The 14,442-nt window shown below is 44.2% G+C and carries 15 protein-coding genes and 1 pseudogene; 7 read left to right on the top strand and 9 right to left on the bottom strand.

The window, feature by feature from the left end; genetic code table 11:
• The first annotated feature begins 323 nt into the window (after window positions 1–323).
• Window positions 324–872, top strand: a complete 549-nt coding sequence (locus NI455_RS05210) for a 1-acyl-sn-glycerol-3-phosphate acyltransferase (RefSeq protein ID WP_085064787.1) — start codon at window positions 324–326, stop codon at window positions 870–872.
• A 71-nt stretch (window positions 873–943) separates the two neighbouring features.
• On the opposite strand, the gene NI455_RS05215 is transcribed toward NI455_RS05210, so the two are convergent.
• The 3 genes from NI455_RS05215 to NI455_RS05225 form a co-directional block, all read right to left on the bottom strand.
• Window positions 944–1,270: a hypothetical protein gene (locus tag NI455_RS05215; RefSeq protein WP_005107497.1), complete on the bottom strand. Its 327-nt coding sequence runs from the start codon at window positions 1,268–1,270 to the stop codon at window positions 944–946.
• A gap of 134 nt (window positions 1,271–1,404) precedes the next feature.
• Window positions 1,405–2,166, bottom strand: coding sequence for a 3-oxoacyl-ACP reductase (locus NI455_RS05220; protein ID WP_005246935.1), 762 nt, complete (start codon window positions 2,164–2,166; stop codon window positions 1,405–1,407).
• A gap of 98 nt (window positions 2,167–2,264) precedes the next feature.
• Complete coding sequence (locus NI455_RS05225) at window positions 2,265–2,999, bottom strand: sulfite exporter TauE/SafE family protein (protein ID WP_253112812.1); 735 nt, start codon at window positions 2,997–2,999, stop codon at window positions 2,265–2,267.
• 246 nt (window positions 3,000–3,245) lie between these two features.
• Between NI455_RS05225 and NI455_RS05230 the strand changes: the two genes are divergently transcribed.
• Window positions 3,246–3,458: a hypothetical protein gene (locus NI455_RS05230; protein WP_004646324.1), complete on the top strand. Its 213-nt coding sequence runs from the start codon at window positions 3,246–3,248 to the stop codon at window positions 3,456–3,458.
• An 87-nt stretch (window positions 3,459–3,545) separates the two neighbouring features.
• Here the strand turns inward: NI455_RS05230 and rsmD are convergent, their stop codons facing one another.
• Together rsmD and mrdA are read right to left on the bottom strand one after the other, a co-directional pair.
• Entirely contained in the window at window positions 3,546–4,103 is a 558-nt protein-coding gene (gene rsmD, locus NI455_RS05235) for a 16S rRNA (guanine(966)-N(2))-methyltransferase RsmD (RefSeq protein WP_004279484.1), read from the bottom strand.
• Between the two features lie 2 nt (window positions 4,104–4,105).
• Window positions 4,106–6,157 (bottom strand): penicillin-binding protein 2, encoded by a 2,052-nt coding sequence (mrdA, locus tag NI455_RS05240; RefSeq protein ID WP_253112814.1) that lies wholly within the window; start codon window positions 6,155–6,157, stop codon window positions 4,106–4,108.
• Window positions 6,158–6,395: 238 nt separating this feature from the next.
• Here mrdA and NI455_RS05245 point away from each other — a divergent pair.
• From NI455_RS05245 to NI455_RS05260, 4 genes and pseudogenes are all read left to right on the top strand, one after another.
• A pseudogene (locus NI455_RS05245) lies at window positions 6,396–6,914 on the top strand (hypothetical protein).
• Between the two features lie 65 nt (window positions 6,915–6,979).
• Entirely contained in the window at window positions 6,980–8,296 is a 1,317-nt protein-coding gene (locus tag NI455_RS05250; RefSeq protein WP_004279487.1) for a DUF445 domain-containing protein, read from the top strand.
• Between the two features lie 75 nt (window positions 8,297–8,371).
• Complete coding sequence (gene adk, locus NI455_RS05255; protein ID WP_004279488.1) at window positions 8,372–9,031, top strand: adenylate kinase; 660 nt, start codon at window positions 8,372–8,374, stop codon at window positions 9,029–9,031.
• Between the two features lie 88 nt (window positions 9,032–9,119).
• Window positions 9,120–9,332, top strand: coding sequence for a hypothetical protein (locus NI455_RS05260; protein WP_004279489.1), 213 nt, complete (start codon window positions 9,120–9,122; stop codon window positions 9,330–9,332).
• Window positions 9,333–9,448: 116 nt separating this feature from the next.
• On the opposite strand, the gene nth is transcribed toward NI455_RS05260, so the two are convergent.
• The gene (gene nth / locus NI455_RS05265) at window positions 9,449–10,162 is read right to left on the bottom strand and encodes an endonuclease III (RefSeq protein ID WP_253112817.1); all 714 of its coding nucleotides are present in this window, start codon (window positions 10,160–10,162) and stop codon (window positions 9,449–9,451) included.
• Between the two features lie 3 nt (window positions 10,163–10,165).
• Entirely contained in the window at window positions 10,166–10,957 is a 792-nt protein-coding gene (locus tag NI455_RS05270; protein ID WP_253112822.1) for an RnfABCDGE type electron transport complex subunit B, read from the bottom strand.
• Window positions 10,958–11,306: 349 nt separating this feature from the next.
• Between NI455_RS05270 and gdhA the strand changes: the two genes are divergently transcribed.
• Window positions 11,307–12,650, top strand: coding sequence for an NADP-specific glutamate dehydrogenase (gdhA, locus tag NI455_RS05275; protein WP_253112825.1), 1,344 nt, complete (start codon window positions 11,307–11,309; stop codon window positions 12,648–12,650).
• 71 nt (window positions 12,651–12,721) lie between these two features.
• Here the strand turns inward: gdhA and NI455_RS05280 are convergent, their stop codons facing one another.
• Both NI455_RS05280 and NI455_RS05285 read right to left on the bottom strand, forming a co-directional pair.
• Window positions 12,722–13,495 carry an META and DUF4377 domain-containing protein gene (locus NI455_RS05280; protein ID WP_253112828.1) on the bottom strand — a complete coding sequence of 258 codons (774 nt, stop codon included), beginning with the start codon at window positions 13,493–13,495 and terminating at the stop codon, window positions 12,722–12,724.
• A 127-nt stretch (window positions 13,496–13,622) separates the two neighbouring features.
• Entirely contained in the window at window positions 13,623–14,399 is a 777-nt protein-coding gene (locus NI455_RS05285) for a DODA-type extradiol aromatic ring-opening family dioxygenase (RefSeq protein ID WP_253112831.1), read from the bottom strand.
• Window positions 14,400–14,442 lie beyond the last annotated feature (43 nt).

The raw sequence follows: 14,442 nt of genomic DNA on the forward strand, positions 1-14,442 counted from the left end.
AAGACCCTTATATTTGCCATATCCCAAAATGAGGAGGTTAAGAGCTTTTTAATGCATGAATCCTTTAAATTAGAAAGAAATTCCTATTTATATTGGGAAGCAATCTTAACTATCCGTAAATTGATGTATGAGATAAGTTGAAAGGTGGCAAAAATAATCAACTATTCATTTAAAAATTCTAATTATACAAATATAGATTAACTGTTTATTTATTGATCATAGAGCACTATCTATATTTGCCGAGGTTGCTAAAATTCGCGCAATTTTGAATAGAATTGGTGCGTGACGTGTTTGAGAAGTTAGCAGAACAAAGCCTGAGGCTGATGGGTTGGGAAATTGATAACCATTGGCCCTTAGATTTAGACCAATGTGTCATGATTGCTGCGCCTCATACCAGTAATTGGGATGCACTGTATGCGCGACTGGCCTTAAAAGCATTAGGTGTGAATGTTCGCTTAACCATTAAAGACAGTTATATGAAATTGCCATTTGGACCTTTTGTGCGTGCTATGGGCGGTATCGGGATTGATCGCCGTCCTAAACAGCCGGGGGAGCCTAGTCCGAGTATGGTTCAGGTGATGACGGAATTATTCAAGACCCATCCTAAACTGGTGATGCTGGTCACGCCAGAAGCGACTCGTGCTAAACAGGAACAGTGGAAGACAGGTTTTTATCATGTTGCGATTAATGCAGGTGTGCCGATTGCATTGGCCTATATGGATTATGAGAAGAAGAAAACTGGTGTAGGTAAAATTGTTTATCCGACAGGGGATTATGAAAAAGACATGGCAGAAATCATGGCATTTTATGCAGAGATTCAGCCAAAATTCCCTGAATGCTTCAGCGTAGATCAGCGCTATTATCAGAATTAAAATTGAGTTGAAAAAAAGCAGGAAAATTCTCCTGCTTTTTTATTGCCTAATCATCATGAAGATTGACAGACTTAAGATGCATTTTCAGAAGCGGGTAAAATTCCACCCAGATTTTGGCAGGCATCTTTATAAAGATCATATTGTTGCTCCACCACTTCATGCAGTGGCAGGTCAAACAGCTCTTCACCTTGATGATACTGTTTGATATAAGACTCGACTTTGGATTTGCTGCTATACAACATCTGCTGATAATAGTCGGTCATACTGCTATGTGGCATTTGGGCGGTATCTACCTTGGCACAATGGAAATTTTGCAGTAATTGTTCTGATTTTTTCAAATCGCTGGACATACAACCTGCCAGTAGCAAGGTACTGAGCAATGTCGTGATAAATTTCATGGAAAGTAGACTAAAGGCTTTATGGGAGCGCACTATTGTAGAAGTAAAACCCGGTCACAAAACCTTTTTAATCTACCAAATGGTTAAAAAATAGAACAACAGAATTTGAAAATTCAAGTCCATTCTCTAAACATTTAACCTTTGACCAAGCCACCATCTACAATCAGGTTTTGTCCTGTGACGGCACGTGAATAAGGTGACAAAAACATCAGGATTGCAGCAGCAAATTCTTCTGGTGTAATTACGCGGCGTAAAGGCGTCGATTGAGCAATCAGGTCAAAGACAATGTCAGGTGTGGCCTTACTGGCATCCGTGGTTTGTAACAGGCCACCAGAGAGCATATTCACATTGATGCCATATTGTCCCAAGTCCTGCGCCGTGGTGCGGGTAAAGGCCAATAATGCAGCTTTGGCGGTGGTATAGTCATGATAAGGAACCACCGGATTTTGCACCAGGTTTGTACCAATATTCACGATCCGGCCAAACCCTGCCTGTTTCATATCATCCAGTGCGGCTTGTGTAGTATTTAAGGCAGCCTGTACTGCACCGCTAAATTGCCGTTGCAACATATCCCAAGTCAGCGTTTCTACTTTAGGGCGTGCATCACCATTAAATTCAAATTGAATCAGTGCGTTATTGATTACAGCATGAATCGCTTCCCCGAAATGGGTTTTAGCTGCGGCAAATAAAGCGCGGACCTGATCAGTTTGAGTGACATCTGCCTGATAAATAAATACCTGTTCAGGATACTGCTGGGCCAGCTGTTCAGCTTGCTGCTGACTGCTATGATAATTGACGACCACGCGCGCGCCCTCAGCCAGTAAAGCCTGAGTAATGGCTAAACCCAAACCACGTGCACCACCAGTAACAAGAACAATCTGATCACGAATCTGCATAATGATGATCTATATTTACAAAGATTGGCCTTAACATAGCAGTTATTTCACCGGATTCAAGCTTTAGCGGGGAAGACAGACTCGGCTTGATCTTGTGTTTAAATGAATTGGGACGCTAATAGAAAACAGCCTGCACTAAAGAGTAAACTTAAGATCATGCGTTTGAACAGTAATTCCGAAATTTTATAAAATAGTTTTGCGCCTAAAATTGCCGGAATACTCACAAAAACAATCAGCAAGGCCATATAGGGTAAATGGCTTTGATTGATCAGGCCTTGCCATACATAAGTACCCAGCGTGAAAAGCTGAATTGCAAAATTAAAGTGCCGTAAAATATAGCGCTGCTGGGTTTTGGGTAATTGTTTTAACATCACCCAGGCCGAAGGAATAGCACCGCAAAAACCGCCCAGTCCTCCTAAAATTCCGCCAATAAAACCGATGCAGCTATCAGTCAATTTTCCTGAATGCTGAATTGTTTTGAATTGCGGATTGAATAGCATCACCGGACACCACAGTACCAGAAAAAATCCCAAGATCATCTTAAAGGTATCTGCTTGAATGATCTGCAACAGATAAGTACCCAGCGGCACGCCAATCAGACCAGCAATCAGATAAGGCAGCACCAACTGCCTGGATAAAACTAGCTGCTTTTTTTCCTGACTGAGTGAAATCACATGACTCCAGATCGAGGCAAATACCAGCAAGGGCGCGGCCAGTTGCGGAGGCAGCACCCAGACCCAGAAAGACATGGCGATCATGGCAAAGGCAAAGCCGGTCAGCCCCTGGACAAAACCTGCGACCATTGCACCAAGAATAAATAACAGCCAAGTCATAAAGATCAGGTCATAAGCAAAGGCAGCAGTATTCTCAAGATTTAAACAAAAGCCAAGCTTCCATTTAGCTGGATTTATGCAAATGAAAGTTCAAATTCTCATAAAAGCATGAATGCTAATTAAGAAAAAAGAGGTTTACGGCCATGCATAAAACATGCATAAATCTCTACAAGAGTGCAACAATGGCTCCGTTCACTCTCCATGAACTCGCCTGATACTGACAGAGTGCAGTAAGAGGTGATGGACATGATGAAAAAAGTGATATTACTTTCTGTATTGGCTGTGTCATTAACCGGTTGTGTGGTTGATCCTTGGGATGATGATTATCGTGGCAACAGAGATCGTAATGGACATTATGATCGAGACCACAGAAATCATGACTGGAAAAATAAGGACCATAAAGATCATCGGGATTGGAAACGTGACCGAGATAACCGCGACTGGCGCCGTGATCGTTAATCACAGTCTTTAAATTTGACTGACTACAATGACAAAAAGGATTCCACTGAGGAATCCTTTTTTAATGGCTCTTCAAAACAATTTAAATCAAGAAATACTTTTTTGATAAAGCCCCGCACGAACTGTACCGGCTTTGGTATTTTTAATTAAACGCCATGAGGACGGTAATTTAAGTAATTGTAAATCACGATCTGCTTCTACATAAATATAGGCATTGTCCTTGATCAGAGGATCTGCCTTTAGCGCTAGTTCTTCCCATAAATCCAGGCTATATGGCGGATCTAGAAAAACCAGATCAAACTGTGCCTGAAGGGTAGACAAAGCTTGCTGCGCCGTAGCCACTTTTAATTGTGCACGTGCTTTGGTGACTTTTAAAAGTTCCAGATTTTGGGTCAGAAATTGTGCCTGAGTACGATCCGGCTCAATCATCACCACTGATGCAGCACCACGCGATAATGCCTCAAACGCCAATGCCCCAGAACCGGCACAAATATCCAACACCTGGGCATTTTGTACATCCCACATCAGCCAATTAAACAGTGTTTCCCGAACACGGTCAGGCGTCGGGCGCAAACCCTCAATGCTGGCAAAAGGCAGTTGGCGGCGTTTCCAGTCACCACCAATAATTCGAAGCTGGTTTTTCATCTTTAATCTCGCTCTACCGGTGTCGGAGCAGGTGTTGCTGCGGGAGATGCAGCCGTATTTGCAGAAGTCGGAGCAGCATTGTCGGGCTGGTCACTGGCTGGAACGGCACTAGATGCTGCATCCTGACTCAACATGCCTGCACCACTTGGCAATTCAGCTGGCTTGATTCCGGCCGTCATCAGACCACCACTTAATTGGTGGCCTTGTGGGCGTACCGGATTTTTATCTTTATGCAGTAACCAGTAATCAAAAATTGGACGGGCCAGAGCCGTTGCGGCACTACCACCGCGACCATTTTCCAGAATAACTGCAATCGCGATTTCAGGATTTTCAGCAGGTGCAAAACCGACAAACAGGCCATGATCCAGCTGACGGTCAGTCAATAAGGATTCATTATAGCGCTTGCCCTGAGCAATACTTTTTACCTGTGCCGTACCGGTTTTTCCGGCAATAGAATATTGTAAGCCGCTTTTGATGCCTCGGCCTGTACCGGATTGAATTACGTCCACCATCGCATCACGCATTTTGATCCAGTCTTCTTCCTGACCATTAAAATCGATCTTGCCATGCGTGCCATTATGCACCTTGAACGGTTTGGCACCGCGACTTTCGCGCAGAACATGGGGAATGACTTTATTGCCATGGTTGGCGGTAATGGCTGTGGCCATAGCCAGCTGCAATGGCGTTGAAGTAAAAGCACCCTGACCAATACTGACAGAAATGGTTTCACCACGTGACCATTTGGCCTTGCGGGTACGCATTTTCCATTCCGGGTTTGGATACAGTCCTGAGCTTTCACTTGGTAAGTCCACGCCGGTTTTTTCCCCAAAGCCAAACTGACGCATCCAGGTATTCATTTTTTCAATACCCATGCGGTAGGACATGACATAGAAATAAGTATCACAGGAGACCACTTGCGATTTATGCAAGTTGACTACGCCGTGTCCTGACTTTTTCCAGTCGCGGAATTTATGCGAATCGCCCGGAAGTGTGAAATAGCCGGGATCGGAAATTGCTGTATCCCAATCGACCAGGCCATAATGAAGGCCACCCAGGCCAAACATCGGTTTAATGGTCGAACCTGGAGGATAAGTTCCTTGAACCGCCCGGTTATATAGCGGCTGATCAAGGTTATCACGTAAGTAGGAATAATCTTTGGTGCTAATCCCAGTCACAAACAGATTCGGGTTAAAACTTGGGCTGGAGACCAGCGCCAGAATTTCTCCGGTTGTAGGATTCATCGCCACAATCGCGCCACGACGCCCGGCCAGTTGCTCCGAAGCTACTACCTGTAAACCGTAATCCAGTGACAGGAACAGATCATTACCACGCACCGGATCTTTACGGCCCAAATGACGCAGCACATTACCAAAGGCATCTGCTTCGACTGATTCATTTCCCGGCACACCATGCAGCAGCTCTTCATAGGATTTTTCCACCCCGATTTTTCCGATCAGGTTGGTTCCAGCATAGAGATCCTTATCAATTAATTTCAGTTCTTTGTCATTAATCCGGCCGACATAACCAATCACATGTGCAAACAGATCGCCATGTGGGTAATAGCGAGTCATCTGGGTTTCAATATTCACGCCCGGAAATTGATATTTCACTTCACTGAAACGCGCAATATCATTTTCATTCAGATTGAGCTTGATTGAAACCCGCTCGGTTTTACGCGCTGTTTTAATCCGGGTTTGAAAGCGTTCCAGGTCTTCTTCGGTCAGTTCCAGAATCGGTTTGAGGCGTTCGAGCGTTTGATCGATATCCTGTACGTCGGCACGACTTAAAGTGGCAGTAAATACCGGATAGTTATCGGCCAGCAGAACGCCGTTTCGGTCATAAATATAACCGCGCGCTGGAGGCAAGGGCTGTAGACGAATCCGGTTCTCATCAGAAGCTGTAGTAAAGCTTTCAAAGTTAAACAGTTGCAAATAGGCATAGCGGCTGACCAGCAGCAGCATAAAGAAAATGACAATCCCCATGGAAATCAAGACTCGACTGCGATAGATGCGCTTTTCTTGTTGTGCGTTTTTTAAAGGAAAGTGCTGCTTCATACGCGATCGACTTAAGACCTGAGAGTGGTAGAAAAGAATCAAAGTGGAGTATTCTAACGCAACTGCACTTGATTTGATAATGAAAAACTGCCCTTACAATCAGTTCCTTTAAGCTTTGACTTTGCAGACATTAAAATTGTAAAGTGCTGTATATAAGAGTTGTGATAATTCTGCTAGAGTAAAATCTAATAAAAATAGGACTATACCAAAAACTATAATTAAGGAAGATGGTGAAGGAATGAACAAGGTTTACCCTTTGTTAGCGTTTGCATTGTGGGCGAACGGGGCTTATGCACATGATCAGATTAATAATACTGCAACCAAAATAGAGCCTGCTCAGGCAAAAGCCTTTAATGTGGGTGTTGGTTTTACCCAGAAATTACTGCATTTAAATACCGAATGGGTGAACCCTTATGGGATTGCTTATGTGAAAGGTGGTGTTTTTCTGGATGATGATCGTACGATTGGCGGTCAGGCAGGCTTTCGTTATCCTGCACATCTCACCGGCAAAGACAAAAATGGTTATTATGTCGGGGTTTATGCCGGTCATATCGACAGCAAATAGGTTGATGGCGAGTATGAAGGCCGTTTAGGTGCTGGCGTTGATTTGGCCTATGTTTTGCTTAGTTCAGAACGGATCAGCAGTTTTAGTATCGGGATCGGTGCCGGAGAGAAACTCGAAGACCGAAATGGTCGTGCTGTGGCTGAAACAGAACCCCGGCTACAATTTTCCTATACTTTAAGTATCGGTTTATAGACAAAATATTCGACCTTATTAATATGTGTATTCTGTGAACAAAAAATTAAATATGGAAGTTATGCATGCTTGAGTACGTCAACGAGTTGTGGCAAACCTTTGTAAACCGCCCGGATTTTTGGGCCGTGCTCAGCATTATTCCAGTGACTGCATTTGTAACCTGGGCTCACGTCTGGATGGCGCTGAAAATGGTCTTTTATCCGATCAATTTTTGGGGTTTCCATCTCGGGCCTTTACCTGTGGGCTGGCAAGGGATTGTGCCACGCAAAGCTGGACGTATTTCAGGCATTATTACCGATAACACACTGTCAAAATTGGGCTCCATTCGCGAATTTTTACAAGCGATGGATCCGGATGATATGGCACGGATCATTGGAGAACAGGTCGGTTTCGAACTGGAACATCTGATTGATGAAGTGATGATGGATCGCAATGCGGTGCTCTGGGAAAACCTACCTTTTGCTATTAAGCGCAGAATTTATGCACAAGCACAAAAACAAATGCCGGCAATTTTGCGTGAATTAGTGACTGAGCTGACCATGAACGTCGAGTCACTTGTAGATATGCGTGAAATGGTAGTGAGCCAGATGGAAGGCGACCGTCGCTTGATGGTGCGTATGTTCCTGAAGGTGGGTCAAAAAGAGATCAATTTTATCTGGCATATCAGTGCCCTCATCGGGATGTTCTTTGGGATTTTCCAGATGATTGTCTGGTTTGTAGTGCCGTGGCACTGGACTGTACCGTTCTGGGCTGCGATCTGGGGCTTTTTGACCAACTGGATCGCGATCTGGATGGTATTCAACCCACTCTATCCACACCCAGTAAAGTACCCGCAATTCTTTGCCCGTACCACAAATCGCAAGTTTCCGTGGATTAAGCCGGTGATTCCTCGTATCGGCACCTATAACATACAAGGCGCATTTATGAAACGTCAGGATGAAGTCTCTGACGTCTTCGCAAGTGTAGTCACAGAAGACCTGATTACGTTAAAATCGATCATGACCGAGATGATGTATGGCGGCAGAAAAGACAAAACCCGCCGCATTATCAAACGTCATATTAATGAAATTATGGAAACACCCCTGGTTCGGACCTCTTTACAGCTGTCTTTAGGACCGAAAGAGTATGCAAAACTCAAGACGGACTTGATCGATCGCTCGATTGAAATTACGATGGTACCTGTATGCGACCCAGCATTTAATGCGAGCCGTGCACAGAAAATCTATCAAATGTTTAGAGACCGCATACGTGAGTTGACTCCGAAGGAGTTTCAGAATCTTTTACGTCCTGCATTTCAGGAAGATGAATGGATTCTGATTTTATTGGGTGGGGTAACCGGTTTTGTCGCGGGTTTAATCCATTTGTTTGTGGCTTTCTTATAATGAGATGTCGGGGGACACAATCGGGTGATTGTGGTCGTGGCGTCATACATATTGTTTAAATGAGGATGTTTATATATGCGCATTATCTTACTCGGACCACCTGGAGCAGGTAAAGGTACACAAGCTCAGTTGATCTGTAAGCGCTACAATATCCCACAAATTTCAACCGGTGATATGCTCCGTGCTGCAATTCGTGAAGGAACTGAATTAGGTCTACAAGCTAAAAGTGTCATGGACAATGGCGGTTTGGTTTCTGATGAGTTGATCATTGGTCTGGTGAAAGAGCGCATTGCGCAACCTGACTGTGTAAACGGCTGCATTTTTGATGGTTTCCCGCGTACCATTCCTCAAGCAGAAGCCTTGGAAAAAGAAGGCATTGCAATTGATCACGTGATTGAAATTGATGTACCAGATGAAGAAATCGTACAACGTCTTTCTGGCCGTCGTCAGCATCCTGCATCTGGCCGTGTCTATCACATCGTTTACAACCCGCCAAAAGTGGAAGGTAAAGATGACGAAACGGGTGAAGATCTGGTTCAACGTCCTGATGACCAGGAAGCAACCATTCGTAAGCGTCTAGGTTCTTACCATACTGAAACCGAGCAACTGGTTGGTTTCTACCAAGGCCGTGCAGCGTCTGGTGAAAATGCACCAACTTATGACAAGCTAAATGGTTTACGTCCAATCGATGAAGTTCAAACTGATCTTTTCGCGATTCTGGATCAGGCAAAATAATCGGCTGACGATGATTTTGACAATCGGAGAGCCCTAAGTCATATTAGGGCTCTTTTTTATTGCGTATTTGAACAGGGTACTTGTTGCTATGAAATTTGGCGTATTGGTGTTGATGGTAGTCTTTCTGGCAGTATTGGTAGGTCTGTTCTATTTCAGTTTTAAAATGCTCAACAAAGTACGTCAGGAAGAACGTGCTGAAAATGCAGCAAAGCGACCTGAGCGCCAGCTCCATCCAAAATTACAAGCCGAACTTGAACAGCGCAAGCAGCAGGAAAAGGCTGAACAAGATCAGGATAAATAATCCATAATAGTTCAGCTCAGCTAAGAATTTGGTTTGAACGAAAAGCACTCTTCTCATAGTCGATAAAAAGGTGACACATTGGTCACCTATTTTTATCCCAGCTTGATCACGCCGTTCTATTCAGCAAGCTCAATATTTTTCACTGCAATTTGGCGGGCTGCACCAAATTCAAACCGATCCGGCCAGTTACACACATCGGATACTACACATTCATGACATTTCGGTTTGCGCGCAATACACGTATAACGACCGTGTAAAATCAGCCAGTGATGTGAATCAATGATAAATTCCTTGGGAATGACTTTGACCAGACGGTGTTCAACTTCCAACACATTTTTGCCAACCGCTAGTCCGGTACGGTTACCTACCCGGAAAATATGGGTATCAACCGCCATGGTCGGCTGACCAAAGGCCGTATTCAGTACCACATTCGCCGTTTTACGACCTACACCCGGCAGGGCTTCTAAGTCTGCACGATTGTCCGGTACGATGCTGTTGTGCTTCTGAATCAGCATCTCACAGGCTTTAATCACGTTGACCGCTTTCGAGTTATATAAACCAATGGTCTTGATATATTCCTTCAAGCCATCCACACCTAGGGCATAAATGGCTTCCGGTGTATTGGCGACGGGAAAGAGTTTGTCTGTGGCTTTATTGACACTGACATCGGTAGCTTGAGCAGAGAGCGTGACCGCGACCAGCAATTCAAAGGGATTCGCATAATTCAGCTCGGTTTTTGGATTGGGTCGCTGTTCACGCAGACGTTCAAAAAAGGTCTGAATCTGCTTTTTGGTCATGTTTTTAACAGGCTTGGCCTTTGCTGTGGTCATGTTCTATCCCTGTAAAGCCTGTAATTGCTGTGTCAGTTCTTCCAGTTGGGTGCGTTTTCGGGCATCTTCACGAACCGAAAGCTGTTTTTCCAGTTTTTTAATTTGGGTACGTAGTTTTGCCAGTTCAATCGTGGTCTTGGAATCGAGGGCTACAGGTGCACTCTCTGGCTTGCTCGCGACTTCAATCACGGGAAGTTGCTCATTTAAAGCTGAGAAACGGGTAAACAGGGCAGTATCAATTTCTGCACGGACCACAGGCCCCTTACGATGGGTACGCCGTTTTTCTTCACGCTGGATGTGCGCATAGTAGCGTTGACGCAGATCATCCTGTTCAGCAAGACGCTGAGCTTCAGTCGGCAAGGGTTGTTGATCTTCAACCAGATCGATGCAGTCTACCGGACAAGGGGGGATACATAACTCACAGCCGGTACATAGGTCGGTCAGAATGGTATGCATTAGTTTACCAGAACCAATAATTGCATCGACTGGGCAGGCGCTAATACATTTGGTACAGCCAATACATTCATCTTCACGAATTACGGCTTTGATGCGCTGAGGACGACCATCGGCTTGAACTGGCCAGACACTTTCTTCTGCCACAAGTTTAGGGCGATTTAATAATCTAGCCAAAGCATCGGCAACAGGCTGTCCGCCCGGCACACATTTATTGGCATTTTCACCCTCAGCAATCGACTGGGCATAAGGTAAACATCCGTCACGATGACCGCAGAGTCCACATTGGGTTTGAGGGAGTAAAGCGTCAATCGATTGGACCAGAGAAATGGGCGAATTCATGTATAACCAGCGTTACTCATGGCAAGCATGAGAGAGTAAGTGAAACAAAATATGTCGATTCATCAATTTTAACATATTTTTAAACTCCTAAGTCGTGCGCAATTAAGGGTCAACTTGTGCCTTATTATTAGGCATAAATCTGAATCTAAGCCTTGATTCGATTGGCATTTCCTGACATAGAAAAAATTTTCATAATCAATATAAATATTTGTTATCAAATTAATTTTAAAGTATTTTCAAAAAAAGTATTGTAGATTAGTTACAAAAGATATTTAATATTTTGCGCCAAAATTTAACATTGATTGTAAATTTGACCAATTTTGATCCATTTTCTGCTGAGGATTAAGCGTTGAAATACAACACACTTAATGAGTTCCTAGATTACGTAAAATCACGTGATGCACATCAACCAGAATTTCTTCAAGCTGTAGAAGAAGTGATGACTAGTTTGTGGCCGTTCATTCAAAAGAACCCACAATACGCAGCACATGGTTTACTAGAACGTCTAGTTGAGCCAGAACGTGCGATCCAGTTCCGAGTTTCTTGGGTAGATGACCAAGGTCAGACTCAAGTAAACCGTGCGTTCCGCGTACAGTACAACTCAGCGATCGGTCCATTTAAAGGTGGTATGCGTTTCCACCCTTCAGTGAATCTTTCAATCCTAAAATTCTTAGGCTTTGAGCAAACATTTAAAAATGCTTTAACCACACTTCCTATGGGTGGCGGTAAAGGCGGTTCTGATTTTGACCCTAAAGGCAAATCAGAAGGCGAAATCATGCGTTTCTGCCAGGCTTTAATGATCGAGCTGTATCGTCACCTTGGTGCGAACACAGATATCCCTGCAGGTGATATTGGTGTAGGCGGTCGTGAAGTGGGCTACATGGCCGGCATGATGAAAAAATTAAGTAACGACACTGCGTGTGTATTCACTGGTAAAGGTTTAACTTTCGGTGGTTCATTGGCACGTCCGGAAGCAACGGGTTACGGTACTGTGTATTTCGCTGAGGAAATGCTTAAGTCTCGTGGCGAAAGCTTCAAAGATAAAGTTGTTGCGATTTCAGGTTCTGGTAACGTTGCGCAATATGCTGCTGAAAAAGCAATGTACCTTGGTGCGAAAGTAGTTTCACTTTCGGATTCTGCGGGTACAGTTTACGTTAAAGACGGTTTCACTGAGGCGCTTCTTGCTGAAGTTATGGAACTTAAAAATGTAAAACGTGGCCGTATTTCAGAGTTTGCGTCTAAACATGGTTTCGAATATCTTGAAGGCCAACGTCCTTGGGGTATTAAGTGTGATATCGCACTGCCATGTGCAACGCAAAACGAACTGGATGCAGACGATGCTGCTGCGCTTCTTGCTAATGGCGTAATCTGTGTTGCTGAAGGTGCGAATATGCCTTCTACACTTGAAGCGGTTGAGAAATTTGTTGAAGCGAAAATTCTTTACGCTCCAGGTAAAGCATCTAACGCGGGTGGTGTAGCAACTTCTGGTCTTGAAATGTCTCAAAACGCATTGCGTCTTGGCTGGACTTTCGAAGAAGTTGACGAGCGCTTACACGCGATCATGAAAGAAATTCACCGCAACTGCGTAAAATTCGGTACTAAAGAAGACGGTACTGTGAACTATGTTGACGGTGCAAACATTGCGGGCTTCGTAAAAGTTGCTGATGCAATGCTTGCTCAAGGCGTATTCTAAGTCTGACTTAGTCTAAGCTGAAAAAAACCGGGGCTATTGCCCCGGTTTTTTTATATCTGGTATTTTTAGTTTTAGAGAGCACCCTTAACTATTTCACGCTCAACCGCCATATCAAAAATATAGGCATATTTCGATTGATCAGCTGCCGGATGCTTAATTTCAAAACGTTTGACCCGAATAATCTGCCGTTCATTTGGTGAATGCCGAAAACCTTCAATCTGATCATAGAATAAAGTCCAGTCCTTATCGACCTGAGTTTTCAGGCCATTCTGATCATATTTCACTTCTTTGACTTGCAAGCAGCTTTGTTGGGTTACGCCGGTACATTGTTTGGTATCGGGGGAAATTTCCAGAAAAATTGTTTCAGCCTGTCCTTGGTATTTGGTTTCCGGAGTCATTTTCCCGATAAATTCATAGGTTTGACCATTTGCGGCCATCAACGTCAGGGTCGGCTTGTCAGGATCTGTGGTATTGAGCGTAAAAGGAATGTCACGCTTCTGTAAAAGTTGGCTGACAAAACGTTCCTGCTCCATCAATGCTGCATCACAGGCCATTTCAGTGCCTATAACTTCGCTAGTGGTGATGATATTGTTTTTGATTGACCAGGTCGTCCCGAGTCCATTACAGCCCGTCACGGCGCTCAGCCGGCCTTGAGCGTTGAAACTCAGTACAACGGGTCGTTCTAGTCCACGATTCAGTTCCCAGTGATAGGCTGGAAGAATCTGATCTGCATTTTTTTGTTGGATGGTGGCCACCGCACTATCTCCAGCTCGTTGAATATCACTGGACTGACAGGCTGCAAAAGTTAAAGGCAATAATGCCAGCACAATAAATTTTAATTTCATGGACTTATAATGAAGTATATAAAGTTCAAACAATAATAATGCATGTATTGCAAAAAAATATGGATACATTTCGCAGCTTTGAGTTGAAAAATGTATCCATCATTAAGGTTTTAGCGCTGAAGTAAGATTAATCGAAGCGGTAAATATCCATACCGAGTGAACCCATGGTGAAACTGCTATGTACCAGACTAAAACGCTGACCTGTGCCCATCGCAAAGAAAATTGGAGCAAAATGTTCTAACGTTGGATGATTCCGTGCCATATGCGGAATATTGGACCAGTCCAGGACCGCGTCATAATCGCTATGCGTCAGTTTATGCACCACAAAATTACGGAAGCCTGAGGCCCATTCGGGTACATCAGCAGCCGATCCATCCCAAGACAGTTCACGTAAATTATGGGTAATACTGCCTGAACCAATCAGCAGGATTTGCTGTTCACGTAAAGGTGCGAGACTTTGACCAATCTGATAAATCTCATCCGCACTCATCGACATGGGTAAGGAAATTTCTACCACAGGAATGTTGGCATCTGGATACATATGTAACAGCGGCATCCATACCCCATGATCACGCGGACGGGTACTGTTGGCATGTGCAGAAAAACTGGCATTGGCCAGCAGGCCTAAGATTTTCTCGGCCAGTTCAGGATTTCCCGGTGCAGGATAGCGCAATTGATACAGTTCAGGCGGAAAACCACGAAAATCATGCCAGGTTTCTGGGCGAATTGCGCTACTGACTTCCAGCGCATCACTTTCCCAATGCGCAGACATCACAATAATTGCTTCCGGGCGTGGCAGATTTTCGCTCAAACGATGCAAGGCAGGACCCACTTGCTCAGGATTCAGCGCCAGCATAGGAGAGCCATGAGAAATAAATAAGCCGGGCAACGTTTGTAAGTTCATAATTCAAACCACATCTAGAAGATGCCTCAATAATGCATGAAAA

The organism is Acinetobacter lwoffii (genome assembly GCF_024129435.1).
GTDB lineage: Bacteria > Pseudomonadota > Gammaproteobacteria > Pseudomonadales > Moraxellaceae > Acinetobacter > Acinetobacter lwoffii_F.